The sequence below is a fragment of the Streptomyces laculatispora genome (assembly GCF_017353455.1).
Classification (GTDB): Bacteria; Actinomycetota; Actinomycetes; order Streptomycetales; family Streptomycetaceae; genus Streptomyces; species Streptomyces laculatispora.
In genome coordinates this window covers 1-19,288 of record NZ_JAFMPZ010000480.1, presented here as the reverse complement: position 1 = coordinate 19,288, position 19,288 = coordinate 1, and the positions used below count along the sequence as shown (strand labels likewise).

Genomic DNA, 19,288 nt, shown 5'->3' with positions numbered 1-19,288 from the left:
GGACGCCGCCCCCGGAGCCCGCCCCCGCCCGCGTCGGCTACAGGTCCACGCTGTCGCGCAGCTTGGTCGGGGTGAGGAACAGGGCGGCGATCACGCCGACGACCGAAATGGCCGCCGAGATCAGGAAGATGTGCCCCGTCGCGTCGCCGTACGCGGCCCGCACGATCTCGCGGATCTCCGGCGGCATGGCGGCCACGTTCAGCGTGGAGCCGCCGGAGGACGAGGCCGCCGGGTCGACGCCGAGCTTCGTCAGCCCGGCCGTGATCTTCGTGGCGACCTGGTTGGCGAGCACCGCGCCCAGGACCGAGACGCCGATGGTGCCGCCGAGCGAGCGGAAGAAGGTGATCGCGCCGCTGGCCGCGCCGAGTTCGCTGAGCGGGACGGTGTTCTGGAGGACGAGGACGAGGTTCTGCATCGACATGCCGACACCGACTCCGACCGCGAGCATGCCGATCGAGACGAGGACGAGCGATGTCTCGTGGTCGATGGTGGACAGCCCCAGGAATCCGAGGGTGAGGACGACGACGCCGGTGATGATGTACGGCTTCACCTTGCCGGTCTTCGACACCAGCCGGCCGGCCACGGTCGAGGAGACCAGCACGCCGAACATCAGCGGAATGGTGAGCAGTCCGGCCTCGGTCGGCGAGTAGCCACGTCCGATCTGGAAGTACTGGCCGAGGAAGACCGCCCCGCCGAACATCGCCATTCCGACCGCGAGGCTCGCCACGATGGCGAGGGCGGGGTCCCGGCGGCGTACGACATGGAGCGGCACCACGGGCTCCTTGACCCGCGCCTCGACGGCCACGGCTCCGCCGAGGATCACGACGCTCGCACCGACCATGGCGGCCGTCTGCCAGGACAGCCAGTCGAAGTCGTTGCCGACGAAGGTGACCCAGAGGAGCAGCACGCTGACGCCGACGGCGATGAGCGAGGCGCCCAGGTAGTCGACCTTGGTGTCGGGGCGCCGGATCTCGGTGAGGTGCAGGGTGCGGGTGAGCATCACGAGGGCGAGCAGCGTGAACGGCACGGCGATGAAGAAGCACCAACGCCAGCCGAGCCACGAGGTGTCGGTGATGAAGCCGCCCAGCAGCGGGCCGCCGACGGTGGCGACGGCCATGACGCCGCCGAGGTAGCCGTTGTAGCGGCCGCGCTCCTTGGGGCTGATCATCGCCGCGATGATGACCTGCACGAGCACCTGGAGCGCGCCCATCCCGAGGCCCTGGAGGGCACGGAAGGCGATCAACTGCTCGGTGGACTGGGCGAATCCGCAGGCGATCGACGAGACGACGAAGATGCCGATGGCTATCTGGAGCAGCAGTTTCTTGCTGAACAGGTCGGCGAGCTTGCCCCAGATCGGCGTGGAGGCCGTGGAGGCGAGCAGCATCGCGGTGACGACCCAGGTGTACTGCGACTGCGTCCCGTTGAGCGACCCGATGATCTGCGGGAGCGCGACGGAGACCACCGTACTGCTGGTCATCGCCACGAACAGCACGATGAGCAGACCGCTCAGGGCGCGCAGGATATGGCGGTGGTCCATGGGCGCGGCCTCGGTCGGCGCGGCCGTTTGAGCGCTCACGCGCAACCTCCAGAAGGTATTCGAACAAAGAAACGAAGAAAGCAAGGGCTCACCATACATGCCCAATGAGCAATTTTGCCCACTGCGCAATAATAACCGGGCGGGTAGATAATGGCGCCCATGGAGCGCTCAGTGGGACTGCGGGAACGCAAGAAGGAAGCCACCCGGCAGGCAGTGCACGAAGCGGCACTGAGGCTGACCGTCGAGCACGGCTTCGACCAGGTCACGGTGGAGGCCGTGGCGGACGCGGCCGGGATCTCCCGCAGAACGTTCTCCAACTACTTCACCGGCAAGGAGGAGGCCCTCCTGTACGGGGAGGAGCAGCAGATAGGAGACCTCGTCCGCGCGGTGCGTGAACGCCCCGCCGAGGAGAGCGCCTGGACGGCGCTGCGGGCAGCGGTGGCCCAGTTCGCCGAACGGCTGGCACCTCCGGAACGCGAATGGGCCGTCCGCACCCGACTGGCCATGCGCCACCCCTCCCTGCTCGCCCGCCAGCTCGCCAACCACGCAGCGCTGGAACGCGACTTGGCCGAAGCGGTGACCGCCCGCCAGGACCACTCGGCGGGCCCGGTCCGCCCTCTGGTCCTCGCGGCGGCGTTCCTCTCGTCGATGCGGATCGCGATGCGGGTGTGGATCGAGGAGGACCTGGCCCGGGAGCCGGCCGAGGTGATCGAAGAGATCCTGGACGAGATGGGGCGGAGCTTCGGCTGAGGCCCCTGGCGCCGGGGCGCGCGGGAGACCACGAAGAAGGGCCGCCGGTCATGGCGACCGTCGGCCCTTCACGCGTATCCGGTACGGCACCGGCGGCGGCGGCGTCTCTGCCGGGTCAGCCAACTGCCTTCTCGATGTCGGCGCCGGTCTCCCGCGTGCCGCTCAGCGCCCCCGTTCACCGATCAGCGGGCAGTGCGTCCCCGTGTAGATCGTGGGCATGCAGCGGTTGCAGTGGATGCACTCCGAGCGGGTGGCGGTATCGCGCTCGATGCGGTGCAGCAGGTCGGGCTCGCGGAGCAGGGCGCGGGCCATGGCGACGAAGTCGAACCCCTCCGCCATGGCGCGGTCCATGCCCTGCCGGTCGGTGATTCCGCCCAGGAGGATCAGCGGCAGCCCGAGCGCGGCGCGGAACTGCCGGGCGGCGTCCAGCAGGTACAGCGGCTGATACGGGTAGGCGCGGAAGAAGGTGCGGCCCAGCGCCCGGATCGCGAGGCGCTGCGGGAGTGGGAAATTCGCCGCGAACTCGGTGACAGGGGCGTCGCCGCGGAACAGGTACATCGGGTTCAGCAGGGAACTGCCCGCCGTCAGTTCCAGGGCGTCCACCGAGCCGTCCGCCTCCAGCCAGCGGGCGACCTGGAGGCTGTCGTCCAGGGTGAGCCCGCCGGGCGCGCCGTCCTTCATGTTCAGCTTGGCGGTGATGGCGAGGCGGTCGCCCAGCGCGTCGCGTACCGCCCGGGTGACGCCCAGCGCCACGGCGGCGCGGGCGCGCAGGGAGCCGCCGAAGGCGTCGGTGCGGTGGTTCAGCCGGGGGCTGAGGAAGGCGCTGGCCAGGTAGTTGTGGCCGAGGTGGATCTCCACGGCGTCGAAGCCGGCCTCGGCCGCCAGTAACGCCGCCTCGGCATGGGCCTCGACGACACGGGCGATGTCGTCGGCGGTGGCCGCCTTGTTGCGCCGCATACTGAGCGGGTTGAAGCCGGCCGTCGGGGCGAGGGCGGGCAGCCCGTTGGAGCGGCCGTCGGCCACCGGTCCGGCGTGGCCCAACTGGGCGCAGACCGCGGCCCCGGTGTCGTGCACCGCCCGCGTCAGCCTGCGCAGCCCAGGCAGCACCTCGGGGCGCATCCACAGCTGGCGGCGCTCGGTGCGGCCCTCCGGGGACACCGCGCAGTAGGCCACGGTGGTCATGGCGACACCGCCCGCCGCAGGGCGCAGGTGGTAGTCGATGAGCGCGTCGGTGACCAGTGCCTCGGGGGTGGCGCCCTCGAAGGTCGCGGCCTTGATCACCCGGTTGCGCAGCCTCAGCGGCCCCAGCCGGGCCGGTGCCAGTACGTCGGGAGCACCATCGGACGCCGAACCCGCTGCTCCCGCCGCTTGCGAATCGTCCAGCATGGCGCGCAGCATCGCAGAGAACTGACGAATAGTCAGCACCGGGGCGGCTGCGGGTTTCCGTCCCGGTCCGCGGACGGCCGAGGTACCCGAAACAGCTTGGGGCCGACGGTGTCGCACCGTCGGCCCGAAGTCACGTACGAGCGGGCTCAGTCAGCGCTGAACCGCGGTTACAGCACCGGCAGCAGGTTCTTCAGCTCGAAGGCCGTGACCTCGCTGCGGTACTCCTCCCACTCCTGCTTCTTGTTGCGCAGGAAGAAGTCGAAGACGTGCTCGCCCAGCGTCTCGGCGACCAGTTCGCTCTTCTCCATCAGGGAGATGGCCTCGCCCAGGTTCTGCGGGAGGGGCTCGATGCCCATCGCGCGGCGCTCGGCGTCGGACAGGGCCCAGACGTCGTCGTCGGCGCCGGCCGGGAGTTCGTAGCCCTCCTCGACGCCCTTGAGGCCGGCGGCCAGCAGGACCGCGTAGGTCAGGTACGGGTTGGCGCCGGAGTCGATGGAGCGGACCTCGACGCGGGCCGAGCCGGTCTTGCCGGGCTTGTACATCGGGACCCTGATCAGCGCGGAGCGGTTGTTGTGGCCCCAGCAGATGTACGAGGGAGCCTCGCCGCCGGCGCCCGCGGCGCGGGAGGAGCCGCCCCAGATGCGCTTGTAGGAGTTGACCCACTGGTTGGTCACGGCGGAGATCTCCGCGGCGTGCGTGAGCAGGCCCGCGATGAAGGAGCGGCCGACCTTGGAGAGCTGGTACTCGGCGCCGGACTCGTAGAACGCGTTGCGGTCGCCCTCGAAGAGGGAGAGGTGGGTGTGCATGCCCGAGCCGGGGTACTCCGAGAACGGCTTCGGCATGAACGTCGCCTGCACGCCCTGCTCCAGCGCGACCTGCTTCATGACCAGGCGGAACGTCATGATGTTGTCGGCGGTGGACAGCGCGTCCGCGTACCGCAGGTCGATCTCCTGCTGCCCGGGGGCTCCCTCGTGGTGGCTGAACTCGACCGAGATGCCCATCGATTCGAGCATCGTGATCGCCTGACGGCGGAAGTCCATCCCGACGTTCTGCGGGGTGTGGTCGAAGTAGCCGGAGCTGTCCGCGGGGGTGGGGCGGCTGCCGTCGACCGGCTTGTCCTTCAGCAGGAAGAACTCGATCTCCGGGTGGGTGTAGAAGGTGAAGCCCAGGTCGGAGGTCTTGGCCAGGATGCGCTTGAGCACGTAGCGCGGGTCGGCGAAGGACGGTGAGCCGTCCGGCATCAGGATGTCGCAGAACATCCGGGCCGTGCCGGGGGCCTCGGCACGCCAGGGCAGGATCTGGAACGTACCCGGGTCCGGCTTGGCGATCATGTCCGACTCGTAGACCCGGGCGAAGCCCTCGATGGCCGAGCCGTCGAAGCCGATCCCCTCGTCGAACGCCTGCTCCAGCTCGGCAGGGGCCACGGCCACGGACTTGAGGTAACCGAGCACGTCGGTGAACCACAGCCGGACGAACCGGATGTCGCGCTCCTCAAGGGTCCTGAGGACGAATTCCTGCTGCTTGTCCATAGCCACATCCTTGCAGTTCAGACGGTCCGTGCACCACCGCCCGGGGTAGGGGAGAAACTCCAGTATCACGACCCGGGATTTCACCCAGATTACGCACACGACGTGAGATGGAGCACTCGGCCACCCACTACGATCGTCGGCCATGGTGTGCAAGGGACGCGGCGGCCTCGCAACCGCCCTGCGCACACCGGATTTCCGACCTGTCCAGACCCTCATCGCCCCTTCGCAGAAGGACCCACGACATGAGCCACGAGAGCCACGACCGCAGGACCCGCATAGAGCAGATGCGCAACGCCGACCGCGTGCGGGACCGCCGCAACCGTGTGCTGGCCATAAGCCTCAGCGCCGTCGTCGTCGCAGGTCTCGTCGCCTTCGGCAGCTACACACTGCTCGACAGGTCCGAGGCCTCGGCGGACCAGAAGTCCGCGAACGTGAAGGAGGCGAAGCAGCCCGGTACGGACGGCAGGAACCCGGCCGACGGCGCGATCGAGGGCGAGAAGACGTGGGACGCGAAGAAGCTGACCCGCAACCACGTCACCAAGACCGTGACGTACCCGATGAAGCCCCCGGTCGGCGGTGACCACAACCCCGTCTGGATGAACTGCGACGGCGAGGTGTACAAGAAGGCGATCCCCGACATGAACGCCGTGCACTCGCTGGAGCACGGTTCGGTGTGGGTGACGTACACGGACAAGGCCCCGGCCGCGGACCTGGACAAGCTCGCCGAGCGGGTCGGGAAGACCCCGTACTCGCTGATGAGCCCGTACGAGGACCAGGCCGGCACGATCATGCTGAGCGCCTGGGGCAAGCAGGTCACGGTGGACGGCGCCGACGACCCCCGGGTGGCGCAGTTCTTCTCCAAGTACGTGCAGGGGCCGCAGACGCCCGAGCCGGGCGCGGCGTGCACCGGCGGGCTGGGGGCCCAGTGACGGTTACGGAGCGCACCCGGCGCACCCGGTGGGTGGCGGGTTCCGCCGTCGCGCTCGCGGTGCTGTTCGCGGGGGCCGCGACGGTGGCCTCCGCGCGGGACGACGGGGCGGACCACCAGGCGACCGGGTCCGAGTCCGCCCCGCGCACGCCCGCTGCGGACTCGGCGGACGCCGGGTTCGCCCAGGACATGGCGGTCCACCACCAGCAGGCCGTGGAGATGTCCTTCATCGTGCGGGACCGCACGCGGGACGAGGACGTGCGCCGTTTCGCGTACGACATCGCCAACACGCAGGCCAACCAGCGGGGCATGCTGCTTGGCTGGCTGGATCTGTGGGAGCTGCCCAAGGTGGCCGCCGGACAGGAGCCGATGGCCTGGATGGCCGGCGGCTCCGGTGCCGGTGGGCACGGCGGCCACGACACGGGCGATATGGATGGGATGGACGGGATGGACGGGATGCCGGGGCATGGGGGCGGTTACCGGGCCCACGACGGGTCCCTCATGCCCGGCATGGCCACCCGCACCGAGCTCGGCCGGCTCCGCAAGGCCGACGGCAAGCAGGCCGAGATCCTGTATCTCCAGCTGATGACCGACCACCACAAGGGCGGGATCGACATGGCCCGCGGCTGCGCGAGCCTGTGCACCGTGAAGGCGGAGAAGCGGTTGGCCCGGGGCATGGTCGAGGCCCAGCAGTCCGAGCTGGACGCGATGGACGGGATGCTGGCGAAGCGCGGCTCGGCGCCCCGCGCCTGACGGGCCTCGAAGGTTCCCTCCCGCCGCAAGTGCACCCGAATGGGTGCAAGCGGTCGCGTGCCCCGAACGGGCCCCTCACGATGGGTTCGCTCGGGGTCGTACGACAGTGCCCACCGGCACGCAGGAGGTAGGTATCCCATGACCATCGCCAAGGACATCATGCACACCGGCGCCACCTGGATCCCGGCGCACGAGACCCTCGACCGCGCCGCCCAGCTGATGCGTGAGCACAAAGTCGGGGCGCTGCCCATCTCGGCCAACGGCGAGCAGGACCGGATGATCGGCATCCTCACGGACCGCGACATCGTGGTCGACTGCGTGGCGATGGGCCGCGACCCGTCGAAGGTGACCGCGGGCGACCTCGCCCACGGCACGCCGCGCTGGATCGACGCGGGCGCGGAGGTGGAGGATGTGCTTCAGGAGATGCAGAACCATCGCATCCGCCGGCTTCCCGTGGTCGAGAACAAGAAGCTGATCGGCATGATCAGCGAAGCCGACCTGGCGCAGCACCTCTCCGACGACCAGATCGCCGGCTGGGCCGAGAAGGTCTACTCCCACAGCTGACCGGCACCGCGCCCGCCCACGACACGACGGCCCGCCCTCCCGCCGCGCGCGGGGCAGCGGGCCGTCGCCGTCCGTATACCCGGCGGGGGTAGGGTGGCCGGCATGTTCGGGATGAGGGGTGCGAGGTACGGGCAGCTGCTGCTGTTCGCCGCGCTGCTCTTCGGGATCTTTACCATGCACACCGTCGGCCACCCGGCGGAGCACAGCGGGCAGGGTACCGCCGCGATGACCGCTTCGCACGCGACGGCCGCGGATGCCATGGCCGCTTCGCACGCGACGGCCGCGGGGACCGTGCACCCGGACGCCCGGCGCCCCGCCCGTCCGGCTCCCATGCAGGGCATGGACCCGATGACCGTCTGCCTCGCCGTGCTCTCCGTCTGGGGCCTCGCCCTGCTCACCGTGCTCATGGTGGCGCGGCGGCCCGCGGACAGCGTGGCGGGAGGCGCCGGGACCCGTTCGCCGTGGAGGCCGCGGCCCCCTCCCCCGCCACGGCCGCGCAAGGCCGTTCTCACTGATCTGTCGGTACTGCGGATATAGGCGCACCGCGCCCCCGTCCGCCTTTCAGCACACCGACAACATCTTTGAGGTGCACTCAGCCATGTCCGCTCAGCACACCCGACGCGCCGTACTCGGCGCATCGATCGCCCTTGCCGGTACCGGAGTTCTCGCCGCCTGCTCCGACAGCGCCGCGTCCACCGACCACTCCGGCATGGACCACTCCGGCCCGTCCGGCACGACGGTCCCCGAGGGATATGTGGCCCCCGACGGCCCCGAGGTCGCGGCGGCCGAGAAGCGCCGAGGCTCCGGTCCCGTACGCAAGGTCTCCCTGACCGCCACCCCGTCCCGGTTCGACCTGGGCGGCGGGCACACCGTCAGCACCTGGGCGTACGGGGACCGGCTGCCCGGCAAGGAGGTGCGGGTCACCGCGGGCGACACGCTCGACCTCACCCTCGCCAACCACCTTCCGCAGTCGACCTCGCTGCACTGGCACGGGCTCGCCCTGCGCAACGACATGGACGGTGTCCCCGGGCTGACCCAGCGGGCCATCGAGCCGGGCAAGGACTTCACCTACCGGTTCGCGGTGCCGGACCCGGGCACGTACTGGTTCCACCCGCACTCGGGCGTCCAGCTGGACCGCGGGCTGTACGCGCCGCTGATCGTCGAGGACCCGAAGGAGCCGCTGTCGTACGACAAGGAGTGGGTCGTCGTCCTGGACGACTGGCTCGACGGGGTGGACGGCTCCACCCCCGACGCGGTGCTCCAGGAGCTCACCAAGGGCAGCGGTCACAGCGGGCACGCCATGGAGGCCATGCCCTCGGCCGGTGCCGGAACCGGGCCCTCGCGCATGCTCATGGGCGCCACCAGCACGTTGCTGGGCGGTGACGCGGGCGATGTCGCCTACCCGTACTACCTGATCAACGGCCGCACTCCGCAGGACCCGTCCGCCTTCGGCGCCCGGCCCGGTGACCGGATCCGGCTGCGAATCATCAACGCGGGCGGTGACACCGCGTTCCGCGTCGCGCTCGGCGGCCACCGGATGACGATCACGCACACGGACGGCTTCCCGGTCCGGCACACCACGACGGACGCGCTGCTGCTCGGCATGGGCGAGCGGTACGACGTGCTGGTGACCGCCGGGGACGGGGTGTTCCCGCTGACCGCGCTGGCCGAGGGGAAGAAGGCCTCCGCGATGGCGCTGCTCCGTACCGGCACGGGCGCGGCGCCCGACGCCTCCGTGCGGCCGAAGGAGCTGACCGGTCAGCTGGTGACCGCCGACCGGCTGGCCCCGGACGCGTCCGTGGCGCTGCCCGGCCGTGAGCCCGACCGCACGGTGCGGTTGAGGCTGACCGGTTCCATGGCGGCGTACGACTGGGCCTTCGACGGGAAGCCGTACAGCGCCGACCAGCGCCATCCGGTGCGGGCCGGGCAGCGGGTCCGGCTGGAGTTGCGGAACCCGACCGCGATGTGGCACCCGGTCCATCTGCACGGACACACGTTCGCGCTGGCCGGGAACGCGTCCGGGGCCCGTAAGGACACCGCGATCGTGCTGCCCGGGCAGTCGCTGACGGTGGACTTCGACGCCGACAACCCGGGTCTGTGGATGCTCCACTGCCACAACCTGTACCACGCGGAGGCGGGCATGATGACGGTCGTCGGCTACCGCGGCTGACCGTCTCCCTGGCGGGCCGCACGGTCCTTCGCGCGGCCCGCCAGGACATCGCGTCAATCAGACGATTACACTGGGCGGCGTGCCTCAACTACGCCTCGCACTGAATCAGATCGACTCGACCGTCGGTGACCTCGCCGGCAACGCCGAGGCGATCCTCCACTGGACCCGGCACTCCGCCGAGCAGGGCGCCCACCTGGTGGCGTTCCCCGAGATGGTGCTGACCGGTTACCCCGTCGAGGACCTGGCCCTGCGGTCGTCCTTCGTCGAGGCGTCGCGGGACGCGCTGCGCGCGCTCGCCGCCCGTCTCGACGAGGAGGGCTTCGGGGAACTGCCGGTCGTCGTCGGATACCTCGACCGCTCCGAGTTCCCGGCGCCGCGCTACGGCCAGCCCGCCGGGTCCCCGCGCAACGCCGCCGCGGTGCTGCACCGCGGCGGGGTCGCGCTGAACTTCGCCAAGCACCACCTGCCCAACTACGGCGTCTTCGACGAGTTCCGGTACTTCGTGCCGGGCGACTCGATGCCCGTCGTGCGGGTGCACGGGATCGATGTCGCGCTCGCGATCTGCGAGGACCTCTGGCAGGAGGGCGGCCGGGTGCCGGCCGCGCGGGCCGCCGGGGCCGGGCTGCTCCTCTCGATCAACGCCTCGCCCTACGAGCGGGACAAGGACGACACCCGGCTGGAACTGGTCTGCAAGCGGGCCGAGGAGGCCGGCTGCACGACGGCCTATCTGGCGATGATCGGCGGCCAGGACGAGCTGGTCTTCGACGGCGACTCGATCGTCGTCGACAAGCACGGCGAAGTGATCGCCCGCGCCCCCCAGTTCGCCGAGGGCAGCGTGATCATCGACCTCGACCTGCCGGCCGCCGCGGCCGACGCGCCGTCGGGTGTGGTGAACGACGGGCTGCGCATCGACCACGTGGTCCTCTCCGAGAAGCCGCTGCCGGCGTACGAGGCGGAGCTGGCCGGAGGGTACGCGGACCGGCTCGACGACGACGAGGAGCTGTACTCGGCGCTCGTCGTGGGCCTGCGGGCGTACGCCGCGAAGAACGGCTTCGGCAGCGTGCTCATCGGGCTCTCCGGCGGGATCGACTCGGCGCTGGTCGCGGCGATCGCCTGCGACGCGCTGGGGGCGCAGAACGTCTACGGCATCTCGATGCCGTCGAAGTACTCCTCGGACCACTCCAAGGGCGACGCGGCCGAGCTGGCGCGGCGTACCGGGCTGAACTTCCGGACCGTACCGATCGAGCCGATGTTCGACGCGTACATGGGGTCGCTGGGGCTCACCGGTCTCGCCGAGGAGAACCTCCAGTCGCGGCTGCGCGGCACGATGCTGATGGCCGTCTCCAACCAGGAGGGGCAGATCGTCCTGGCGCCGGGCAACAAGTCGGAGCTGGCGGTCGGTTACTCGACGCTGTACGGCGACTCCGTCGGCGCGTACGGGCCGATCAAGGACGTCTACAAGACGTCGATCTTCCGGCTGGCGAAGTGGCGCAACCGGGCCGCCGAGGAGCGCGGGCAGACCCCGCCGATCCCGGAGGCCTCCATCACCAAGCCGCCCAGCGCGGAGCTGCGTCCGGGGCAGGTCGACACGGACTCGCTGCCCGACTACGACGTGCTGGACCGGATCCTGGAGATGTACGTCGACCGGGACCAGGGGATCGACACGATCGTGGCGGCCGGGTTCGACCAGGCGCTGGTCGCGAAGACCCTGCGGATGGTGGACACGGCGGAGTACAAGCGGCGGCAGTATCCGCCGGGCACGAAGATCTCGCCCAAGGGCTTCGGCAAGGACCGGCGGCTGCCGATCACCAATCGCTGGCGCGAGTCCGGCTGACGCCGGGGGGACGGGTGTTGCGGGTGTGACGGCGGGCCCGTCCGGCTGAGGGGTTGTCCTCCATCGCCGGACGGGCCCGCCGTCACACGTCCGCTCCGGACTCCTGCCGGACGGGCCGGGCGCCGGCCACCACCCTGGACGGTGCGCGGTCGCGGTCCAGTACGCCCGCCGTGACCGCCACCGCGAGACCCGCCACGGCCAGGACCGCGCCGACCAGGGCCGGGGACGTCCAGCCCCAGCCTGCCGCGATGGCCACCCCGCCCAGCCACGCGCCGCCCGCGTTGGCCAGGTTGAACGCGGAGTGGTTGGAGGCGGACGCCAGGGTCGGGGCGTGCTTGGCCTTGTTCATGACGAGCATCTGCAACGGCGTGGTCGTCATGAAGCCGACCCCTCCCAGCAGCACCACCATCACCAGCGCGGCCCACTGCACCTGGGCGGCGAACGGGAAGACGGCCAGGACGACCGCGAGCGCTCCCAGCGATCCGTACAGCGTGGGACGCAGCGCCCGGTCCGTGAGCGGGCCCGCGGCGAGCGCCCCCAGGGTCATGCCGATACCGAAGAGCGCCAGCACCAGCGTCACCGAGGATTCGCCGAAGCCCATCACCTCGGTCGTCATCGCCGAGAGGTAGGAGTACACGGCGAAGACCCCGGCGAAGCCGAGGACGGCGGTGAGCAGTCCGAGCAGCACCTGCCGGTTGCCCAGGGCCCGCACCTCGTGGCGGACGTCGGTGTGCGCCTCGGCCGGGATCCGCGGGACGAGCCGGGCGAGCGCGGCCATCGCGCACAGCCCGATCACCGCGACCACCAGGAACACCTTTCCGCAGGGGGCCTCGTCCACCGCGGCGGGCGAGGCCGGGCGCGGCACGAGGCGCAGGAGGGAGCCGGGGCATGGCGGCGCTGCCGGGCGTGGGGGCCGGAGCGCACAGCGGCGGACCGGCTTCATCGCCGGCCGGCCTCGGTCCCTGATCGGAGCAAATACTCTCAGACGGTCTATGCCAGGAGGTAACGGCCTGCGGCTGCGGCCGTGAACGGACCGTGACGTCAGAGCTTGACGCGCGCGGCGATCGGGAGGTGGTCGCTGTCCGTCGCGGGGAGCGTCCAGGACGACACCGGGTCGACGCCCTTCACCATGATCTGGTCGATCCGGGCCATCGGGAACGACGCGGGCCAGCTGAATCCGAAGCCGTCACCGGCCGCACCCTGGGTGGAGCGCATCTGGGAGGTGACCGCGTTGAGCGAGCGGTCGTTCATGGTGCCGTTGAGGTCGCCGAGCAGGACGACCCGGTCGAGCCGTTCGTCCGCGATGGCCGCACCGAGTGCGTCCGCGCTCTGGTCGCGCTGGTTCGCGGTGAATCCGGCGTGCAGCTTGACCCGTACCGAGGGCAGATGCGCGACGACGAAGCCGACCTTGCCCTCGGGCGTGGCGACGGTGGTCCGCATGGCCCGGACCCAGCCCATCTTGATGTCCACCGGACGGGTGTCGCTGATCGGGTACTTGCTCCACAGGCCGACGGTCCCCTGGACAGCGTGGTACGGGAAGCGGTCGGCGAGCGCCGATTCGTACGTCTTCACCTGCCCGGCGGGCAGTTCCTGGAGGGCGATGACATCGGCGCCGGAGCCCGCGACCTGCTGGGCGGTGCCCGAGGGGTCGGCGTTGTCCGCGTTGACGTTGTGGGTGGCGACGGTGAGATCGCCGCCCCCGCCCGACTTGTCGGTGAGCAGACCGCCGAACACGTTGAACCAGACCACGACCGGGAGCAGCAGGGCGATCAGGGCGGTCGCGGAGCGCCGCACCAGGCCCAGCACGAGCAGCACCGGCACGAAGAGGGCGATCCAGGGCAGGAACGTCTCGGTGAGGCTGCCCAGGTTGCCGATGGCGTTCGGCATGTGGGCGTGCAGGAGCATCACGAGGGTCAGCAGGACCGAGCAGCCGGCCAGAACAATCCCGCGCCGCCAGATACCCCGGTCCCGGACCAGCCTGTCGCGCAGGTCCCGGAAGCGGGATCCGGAGGGCTGCGGTCCCTCGCCGCCGTTCCCGGTGTCCGCCCTGTACGCCTGCACCATCACGCTGTCCTCACTGCCTTGCCGTGCACATCTCCGCGCCAACGACCCTAGGCGATGAACGATGCGTTTCCCGCCGCCGACGACGGCCGTACTGCCACGAGGACGAACAAGGCGGTGCGGTGAGTTCCGGCCGGAGGCGGTCTGCGGTGGCTTGTGACAGAACGATCACACTCGCGCGGGTCCGGGCGCGTCAGCCGTGGCCTGCGGCTTCGCCGGGTCCGGCGCCCGGCGGCCGCGGCCCGACGCCCTCGACCAGCAGCTGGATGATGCGGTCGGCGAGATCCTCGGGCAGCGGCGCGTCCGGCCGGTGAATGGTGCGTACGAGCATGGGGCCGAGGAACAGGTCGTCCATCAGCTCCACGTCCGTGTCGCCCCGCAGTTCACCGGCTTCGACGGCTCGCCGGACGGCCGCGAGCATGGCGATGCGGCGCGGCGCTATCACGGTGCACTGGTACTCGGACCAGAGCCGGGGATGGCTCTTCATCTGGGCGAAGACGTTGTGCAGCAGTACGGAGGAACGCTGGGCCAGGCCGCGCCTGCGCATCGACTCCAGCAGTACGCGCAGGTCGCGGAGCCCGCCGGTGCCGGAGACATCGGGTTCCGGGGGCTCGATGTCACGCAGGACGTCGACGAAGAGCTCCTCCTTGTCGGTCCAGCGCCGGTAGATGGTGGCCTTGCCGACCCCGGCGGTGCGGGCGATCCGCTCGATGGACAGTCCGGCGAGGGGTTCGCCGGCCTCCAGCAGCTCGACGACGGCGTCCAGGATGGCCCGCTCGGCCGCCGCGCTGCGCGGGCGGCCGCGGCGGGGCTCCTGATCGTCGCCGCGGTCGCGCTCGCGCTCGCCCGGAGCCTGCTCGTCCCGGTCCGATGCCTGACCCTGCACGTGAAACCACCTTTCGCCGCCCCCGATTCTCCCCGAACGGACGACGCCCGGCCGCCTCCACCGGATCGGGGCCACCGGCCGGGGCCGTGGGCCGTCAGCCGTGCGGGGCCCGCGGCGTCAGCGGGCCGCGGGCGCGGGCGCCGTGGGCTCGTCCTGCGCGTCGTCCCGCGTGGGCGACTGCGCGGCGGGCGTCCGGCCCGGCAGGAACAGCGCGACCACGATCGCGCCGAGCAGGGCGACGACGGCCGAGCTGATGGCCGTGACCCGCATGGCGTCCAGGAAGGCGTCGTGCGCGGCGGCGACCAGCGGGGCGCCCGCCGGTCCCATCTTCTCCGCGATACCGAGCGTCGCCTCGATGGACTCCGCCGCGGTGTCCCTGGCGGCGGCCGGGAGCGCACCGAGGTGCCCCTCGATGTCACCGCGGTAGACCGCGGACAGCACCGATCCGAGGACGGCGATCCCGAGCGCGCCGCCGACCTGCCTGAACGTGTTGTTGACGGCCGAGCCGGAGCCGGCCTTCTCGCGCGGCAGCGCCTGCATCACGGCGACGGTGACCGGCGGCATCACATGGGCCATGCCCGTGCCCTGCACGAAGAAGACCACACACATCAGCCAGACGGGGGTGTCGGCGTCGAACAGCGCGAACGCCGCCAGTCCGACCGCGACCATCAGCATGCCGACGGTGCACACGGCGCGGGCGCCGAACCGTGCGACCACCAGCCGCGCCCTGGGCGCGAAGACCATCTGGGCGACGGCCAGCGGCAGGATCAGCAGCCCGGACTGCAGGGCGCTCCAGCCCCGCACGCTCTGCATGTAGAAGGCGGAGAAGAACGTCACGCCCATCAGCGCGAAGAAGACCAGCGCGATGGCGGCGACGGCGGCGGAGAAGGCCGGCTTCCTGAAGTACGTGATGTCGATGGCCGGGCTGCTGCTGCGCTTCTCGTGGAGGACGAACACCACCAGGACGGCGAGGCCGCCGATGACCGGCAGGAGCACGGAGACATCGGTGAAGTCGGCCAGCTCGCCGCCGCGGATGATGCCGTACACCAGCAGCACCAGGCCGATGATGGAGAGCACCACACCGATCGGGTCGAGACGGCCCGGCCTGGGGTCCCTGGAGTCCGGCACGAGGACCACCATCGCGATCAGCGCGATGACCACCACGGGCACGTTGACCAGGAAGATCGAGCCCCACCAGAAGTGTTCCAGGAGCAGCCCGCCGGTGATCGGGCCGATCGCGATGCCGAGACCGACGCTGCCGGCCCAGATGCCGATGGCCTTGGGCTGCTCGTCGCGCTCGAAGACGTTCATCAGGACGGCGAGGGTGGCCGGCATCACGAAGGCGGCGCCGAAGCCCATCACGGCACGCCAGGTGATGAGTTCACCGGGCGAGCCGGACATGGCGGCGAAGGCCGAGCCGATGCCGAAGAGCACGATGCCCAGGAGCAGCACCTTCTTGCGCCCGATGCGGTCGCCGAGCAGGCCCGCGGTGAAGAGCAGCCCGGCGAAGACGAGGGTGTAGGAGTTGATCGCCCACTCCAGCTCGCTCTGGGTGGCCCCCAGTCCGGTGGGTGCGGGGGATGCGATCGTCTTGACGGCGACGTTCAGGATCGAGTTGTCCAGCACCACGATGAGCAGGCTGAACATCAGGACAACGAGGATCGCCCAGCGGCGGCGGTGGACCGCCTCAGGGACCTGGGGCACGACGGCGGCAGCGCCGGACGGTATGGACATGGGCAGGAGCCTAACCGCATTTCGATACGAGACCGTCTCGTATTGGAAAGTCTTTACCGGGCGGGAACTCGCCGCCGCCGTACCGCCGTCCGGGCGACGTGTGCGGGCCCACTTCCCGTGACCGGCTCCGGGATGCCACCATGGGAGGGATCCGGGGACGCCGTCAGGGCGCCTCGAGATGACGAAGGAGCCGTTGGCCATGTCGCTTCAGGCTGCGCAGAACCAGTCCACACCTCCCGCGGGAGCCCGCACCGACAGCAGCAAGGCGCTGTACGGAGGCAAGAGCAACCGCCGCATCACCATCCACGACATCGCCGCCGCCACCGAGCGCGGCGAGAAGTGGCCCATGCTCACCGCCTATGACGCGATGACCGCGTCCGTCTTCGACGAGGCCGGTATCCCGGTCATGCTCGTCGGCGACTCGATGGGCAACTGTCACCTCGGCTACGAGACCACCGTGCCCGTCACGATGGACGAGATCGCCATCCTCTCCGCCGCCGTCGTACGGGGCACCAAGCGCGCCCTCGTCGTCGCCGACCTGCCCTTCGGGGCCTACCAGGAGGGCCCTGTCCAGGCCCTGCGCAACGCCACCCGGCTGATCAAGGAGTCCGGGGTCGGCGCGGTCAAGCTGGAGGGCGGCGAGCGCAGCCACGAGCAGATCAAGCTGCTGGTCGACGCCGGTATCCCGGTGATGGCCCACATCGGGCTGACCCCGCAGTCCGTCAACGCGATGGGCTACCGGGTGCAGGGCCGCGGCGAGGAGGCCGCCCAGCAGATGCTGCGCGACGCCAAGGCCGTGCAGGACGCGGGCGCGTTCGCCGTCGTGCTGGAACTCGTACCGGCCGAACTGGCCGCCGAGGTCACCCGCACCCTGCACATCCCGACCGTCGGCATCGGCGCCGGTCCGGACACCGACGCCCAGGTGCTGGTCTACACCGACATGGTCGGTCTGACCGGCGGCAAGGTGCCGCGCTTCACCAAGCAGTACGCCGACCTGCGCCAGATCCTCGGCGACGCCGCCAAGGCGTACGCGGACGAGGTCGTCGGCGGCAGCTTCCCGGCGCCGGAGCACACCTTCCACTGACCGGATCCCACGAGCCGGACGACCACTGCCGGCACCACCGACAGCCCGCCGACTTCCCCCATCGGCGGGCTGTCGGCCCGTTGTCGGTGGACTGTCGGTGGCGGCTGTTCTGATAGTGGGCATGACGCGAATCGACAAGAACCCCAGGAGCGGCGGGAACGCCGTCGAGGTACGGGGACTGGTCAAGCACTACGGCTCGACCAAGGCTCTGGACGGCGTGGACCTCGACGTACGCGAGGGCACCGTCCTTGGAGTGCTCGGCCCCAACGGCGCCGGCAAGACCACGCTCGTACGGCAGCTCACGGGCCTGATGCGGCCCGACTCCGGCAGCGTCGACGTGCTCGGCCACGACCTCGTGCGCCACCCCGAGCGGGCTTCCCGGCTGATCGGCTACCTCGGTCAGGAATCCACCGCACTCGACGAGCTGACGGTGGCGCTCGCCGCCGAGACCACCGGACGACTGCGTGGGCTGCCGGTACGGGACGCCCGTGCCGAGCGCGACGCGGTACTCGATGAACTCGGCCTCGGCGAGATCGCCGGCCGCCCCCTGAAGAAGCTCTCCGGCGGGCAGCGGCGGCTCGCCTGTGTCGCCGCCGCGCTGGTCGGGGAGCGTCCGGTGCTCATCCTCGACGAGCCCACGACCGGTATGGACCCCGTTGCCCGGCGCGCCGTCTGGGCCGCCGTCGACCGGCGGCGTGCCGAACGCGGTGCGACGGTGCTGCTGGTCACCCACAACGTCATCGAGGCCGAGACCGTCCTGGACCGGGTCGCCGTCATCGACCGCGGCAAGGTCATCGCCTGCGACACCCCGGCCGGGCTCAAGGAGCAGGTCGCGGGCGAGGTCAGGGTGGAGCTGGTGTGGCGCGAGCGGCCACCGCTGGACGTGCCCGAGGTCGCGGCGCTGCGGGCGTCCGCGCAGGAGTCCGGACGCCGCTGGATGCTGCGGCTGGGGCCCGACGAGGCGCGGGCGGCGGTCGCCGCGGTGACCGGTGGTGCGGCCTTCGCCGCGCTCGACGACTTCACCCTGGCGACGCCCAGCCTGGAGGATGTCTACCTGGCGCTCGGCGGGGGCGCTACCAAGGGGCTGGTGAAGTCATGACCGCGATGCGTGCGACGAGCGGCACGGCCGGAGCGGACCGGTGCGGGTGTGCGGCCGGGCAGGGACCGAACAGGAGCAGCGCCAGGTGACGAGCATCGTTCCTACGGAGGTGGTGTCCGGGCAGTCCGGGCGGCCGGCACACTCCGAGCCGTCCGGCAGGTCCGGCAGGTCCGGCCAGGAAGGTTTCGCCGACGGCCGGAGCACGGAGGCCGCGGAGCTCGCACCGAGGGCCCGGCTGCTCCCCTCGCTGGCGGCGGTCTACCGGGCCCAGATCTCCCGGGCCAGGGTCGCCCGCATCCCGCTGCTCTTCGTGGCGACCTTCCAGTCCGTCGGGATCATGGTCCTGATGCGCGGGGTCGTCGACGGCGGCTCCGAGGCGCGGGCTGTCGTGGCCGGGTCCACCGTCCTGGTCGTCGCCTTCGTCGCGCTGAACCTGCTGGCCCAGTACTTCGGGCAGCTGCGGGCCGGCGGGGGGCTCGACCATTACGCGACCCTGCCCGTGCCGCCCGCCGCCGTGGTACTCGGAGCGGCCGGGGCGTACGCCTCCTTCACTGTGCCCGGCACGATCGTCACGGCAGTGGCGGGCAGCGTGCTCTTCGGGCTGCCGATGACCCACCTGTGGGTGCTCGTCGCCGTCATCCCGCTCTCCGGCGCGGCCCTCTCCGGACTCGGCGCCGCGCTCGGACTGCTCGCGCCCCGGCAGGAGCTGGCCACGCTGCTGGGCCAGCTGGGCATGTCCGCTGCCCTGCGGTACGCCCAGGTCGCCACGGCCAGCGAGAGGACGCCCACGACGGCGCAGACAGCCAGGTCGAGGGCGACGACGGCCCAGTCGGGGTGGGCGTCGAAGGAGCGGGCGAGCGCCTCGACCCCGTACGTGGAGGGCAGCAGGTCGCGCGCCCAGCCGATCGGCTCCGGCAGCCGGTCCGCCGGAAGCACGCCCAGCAGCAGGGCCGCGGACATGCCCAGCTGGCCC

16 protein-coding genes and 1 pseudogene are annotated in these 19,288 nt (G+C 71.0%); 10 read left to right on the top strand and 7 right to left on the bottom strand.

The features are described from left to right. Nucleotides 1-37: 37 nt before the first annotated feature. Nucleotides 38-1,537: an MDR family MFS transporter gene (locus J1C73_RS23980; protein ID WP_207318240.1), complete on the bottom strand. Its 1,500-nt coding sequence runs from the start codon at nucleotides 1,535-1,537 to the stop codon at nucleotides 38-40. A 159-nt stretch (nucleotides 1,538-1,696) separates the two neighbouring features. Here J1C73_RS23980 and J1C73_RS23975 point away from each other — a divergent pair, with 159 nt between their 5' ends. Beyond that, nucleotides 1,697-2,287, top strand: coding sequence for an acyl-CoA-like ligand-binding transcription factor (locus tag J1C73_RS23975; protein WP_207318238.1), 591 nt, complete (start codon nucleotides 1,697-1,699; stop codon nucleotides 2,285-2,287). Between the two features lie 162 nt (nucleotides 2,288-2,449). Here J1C73_RS23975 and J1C73_RS23970 read toward each other — a convergent pair whose 3' ends face one another. Together J1C73_RS23970 and glnA2 are read right to left on the bottom strand one after the other, a co-directional pair. Next, nucleotides 2,450-3,673, bottom strand: coding sequence for an NADH:flavin oxidoreductase (locus tag J1C73_RS23970; protein WP_207318237.1), 1,224 nt, complete (start codon nucleotides 3,671-3,673; stop codon nucleotides 2,450-2,452). 167 nt (nucleotides 3,674-3,840) lie between these two features. Beyond that, nucleotides 3,841-5,202 carry a gamma-glutamylpolyamine synthetase GlnA2 gene (gene glnA2, locus J1C73_RS23965; protein WP_123470305.1) on the bottom strand — a complete coding sequence of 454 codons (1,362 nt, stop codon included), beginning with the start codon at nucleotides 5,200-5,202 and terminating at the stop codon, nucleotides 3,841-3,843. A 242-nt stretch (nucleotides 5,203-5,444) separates the two neighbouring features. Here glnA2 and J1C73_RS23960 point away from each other — a divergent pair, with 242 nt between their 5' ends. From J1C73_RS23960 to J1C73_RS23935, 6 genes are all read left to right on the top strand, one after another. Continuing rightward, nucleotides 5,445-6,131, top strand: a complete 687-nt coding sequence (locus J1C73_RS23960; RefSeq protein ID WP_242644619.1) for a thioredoxin-like domain-containing protein — start codon at nucleotides 5,445-5,447, stop codon at nucleotides 6,129-6,131. Continuing rightward, on the top strand, nucleotides 6,128-6,883 hold the full coding sequence (locus J1C73_RS23955) for a DUF305 domain-containing protein (protein ID WP_207318236.1): 756 nt from the start codon (nucleotides 6,128-6,130) through the stop codon (nucleotides 6,881-6,883). Before J1C73_RS23960 ends, J1C73_RS23955 begins: the two co-directional genes overlap by 4 nt. Nucleotides 6,884-7,021: 138 nt before the next feature. Beyond that, entirely contained in the window at nucleotides 7,022-7,447 is a 426-nt protein-coding gene (locus J1C73_RS23950; protein ID WP_207318235.1) for a CBS domain-containing protein, read from the top strand. A gap of 102 nt (nucleotides 7,448-7,549) precedes the next feature. Beyond that, nucleotides 7,550-7,984, top strand: coding sequence for a DUF6153 family protein (locus tag J1C73_RS23945; protein WP_207318234.1), 435 nt, complete (start codon nucleotides 7,550-7,552; stop codon nucleotides 7,982-7,984). Between the two features lie 61 nt (nucleotides 7,985-8,045). Continuing rightward, entirely contained in the window at nucleotides 8,046-9,617 is a 1,572-nt protein-coding gene (locus J1C73_RS23940) for a multicopper oxidase family protein (protein ID WP_207318233.1), read from the top strand. Between the two features lie 79 nt (nucleotides 9,618-9,696). Then, nucleotides 9,697-11,451, top strand: a complete 1,755-nt coding sequence (locus tag J1C73_RS23935) for an NAD+ synthase (RefSeq protein ID WP_207318232.1) — start codon at nucleotides 9,697-9,699, stop codon at nucleotides 11,449-11,451. An 82-nt stretch (nucleotides 11,452-11,533) separates the two neighbouring features. Here J1C73_RS23935 and J1C73_RS23930 read toward each other — a convergent pair. The 4 genes and pseudogenes from J1C73_RS23930 to J1C73_RS23915 form a co-directional block, all read right to left on the bottom strand. Beyond that, a pseudogene (locus J1C73_RS23930) lies at nucleotides 11,534-12,262 on the bottom strand (MFS transporter); the annotation flags it as partial. Between the two features lie 230 nt (nucleotides 12,263-12,492). Beyond that, nucleotides 12,493-13,515 carry an endonuclease/exonuclease/phosphatase family protein gene (locus tag J1C73_RS23925; RefSeq protein ID WP_207318231.1) on the bottom strand — a complete coding sequence of 341 codons (1,023 nt, stop codon included), beginning with the start codon at nucleotides 13,513-13,515 and terminating at the stop codon, nucleotides 12,493-12,495. A gap of 190 nt (nucleotides 13,516-13,705) precedes the next feature. Next, the gene (locus J1C73_RS23920; protein ID WP_207318230.1) at nucleotides 13,706-14,398 is read right to left on the bottom strand and encodes a TetR/AcrR family transcriptional regulator; all 693 of its coding nucleotides are present in this window, start codon (nucleotides 14,396-14,398) and stop codon (nucleotides 13,706-13,708) included. Between the two features lie 117 nt (nucleotides 14,399-14,515). Then, nucleotides 14,516-16,132 carry a DHA2 family efflux MFS transporter permease subunit gene (locus J1C73_RS23915; RefSeq protein WP_207318229.1) on the bottom strand — a complete coding sequence of 539 codons (1,617 nt, stop codon included), beginning with the start codon at nucleotides 16,130-16,132 and terminating at the stop codon, nucleotides 14,516-14,518. A gap of 199 nt (nucleotides 16,133-16,331) precedes the next feature. Here J1C73_RS23915 and panB point away from each other — a divergent pair, with 199 nt between their 5' ends. The 3 genes from panB to J1C73_RS23900 all read left to right on the top strand — a co-directional run. Then, nucleotides 16,332-17,216, top strand: a complete 885-nt coding sequence (gene panB / locus J1C73_RS23910; protein WP_207318228.1) for a 3-methyl-2-oxobutanoate hydroxymethyltransferase — start codon at nucleotides 16,332-16,334, stop codon at nucleotides 17,214-17,216. A gap of 121 nt (nucleotides 17,217-17,337) precedes the next feature. After that, entirely contained in the window at nucleotides 17,338-18,315 is a 978-nt protein-coding gene (locus tag J1C73_RS23905) for an ABC transporter ATP-binding protein (protein WP_207318227.1), read from the top strand. 85 nt (nucleotides 18,316-18,400) lie between these two features. Continuing rightward, nucleotides 18,401-19,288 (top strand): hypothetical protein (locus J1C73_RS23900; protein ID WP_372446730.1); only part of this gene is annotated, 888 nt, incomplete at its 3' end.